The organism is Desulfobotulus pelophilus, assembly GCF_026155325.1.
Lineage (GTDB): Bacteria > Desulfobacterota > Desulfobacteria > Desulfobacterales > ASO4-4 > Desulfobotulus > Desulfobotulus pelophilus.
This window is the reverse complement of record NZ_JAPFPW010000070.1, coordinates 1-891: the sequence shown is the minus strand read 5'-3', so window position 1 is coordinate 891 and position 891 is coordinate 1. Positions and strand designations below refer to the sequence as shown.

The 891-nt window shown below is 59.9% G+C and carries 2 protein-coding genes; both read left to right on the top strand.

All coding sequences use genetic code 11. The features are described 5' to 3' along the window. Positions 1-270 (top strand): hypothetical protein (locus OOT00_RS16055; RefSeq protein ID WP_265426434.1); only part of this gene is annotated, 270 nt, incomplete at its 5' end. A 282-nt stretch (positions 271-552) separates the two neighbouring features. Next, on the top strand, positions 553-891 hold a 339-nt coding region (locus OOT00_RS16050; RefSeq protein ID WP_265426433.1), incomplete at its 3' end, for a hypothetical protein.

The following is an 891-nucleotide window of genomic DNA, read 5'->3' as shown; positions in this document are numbered from 1 at the left end:
CAAATCCATTGGCGGGATTACCCCGCCGTGGTGGCGTTGTCCGAGTTCCTGCGGTCAAAACCCATGGGCATTTCTCTGGCCAGAGATCCGCACTGGCGGATCATCCTGAGAGCCAGGCCCGGCGTTACGCCTGAGGAGCCGGAGCGATGGGAGTTTTACCGGCAGGCCCTGACACTGGTCGAGGCTGCGCTGCCGGATCTGTACGAGCTGATGGACCACGGCGGGATGACCCTGCCACTGGCAGACCCCCACGGAAACCAGCGTCTTTGAACCGGCCAAGGTACTACCCGGCCCCCGGCCCTCCACGGGGACGCGGAGCGCGAAGTTCGTGCACAGTGAAAGTCGAAAACGGAACGGAAAACGGAAAAGTTTGTGATTCCAGTCTGTTTGGGCTGATATCCGTCAGAATGCTGACGCTGCTGCACGCCCCAAAAAGCCCGACCATCGGGCTGGCAGATACCCGGCTGAAGAGGCCGGAAGGAGCGCACAAAGGTTCCCGCCTAAAGGGGCCTTGCGCAGATTTTGGGTTCAGGATTCATGGAAGGAGAAAGGATGGAGGAGACCCCGCCTGAAAGGGAGTTCAAGACCCTGATGGACGTCCTGCGGTTTTTGCAGGGAGAGGGCTTTTCCATCGAAAAGACCAAGCTCTATCAGGATCAGAAGAGCGGGCTGATCCGCTACAAAAAGGGCCAGCCCATTACGGAAACGGAAGTTCTGGCCTATGTGACCAGGGTGGAGCTGGAAAAGACCGACGGCGGCAGCCCTGTCACCGCCGCCCGTCAGCTGGAAAAGGACAACGCCGCCAAGCGGGCTCTGGCTCTGGAGCTGATGGCCCAGAAAAGGGAGATGGTGGCCCTTCAGCTGGCACGGGAGAAAAAGAAGCTGGTGGAC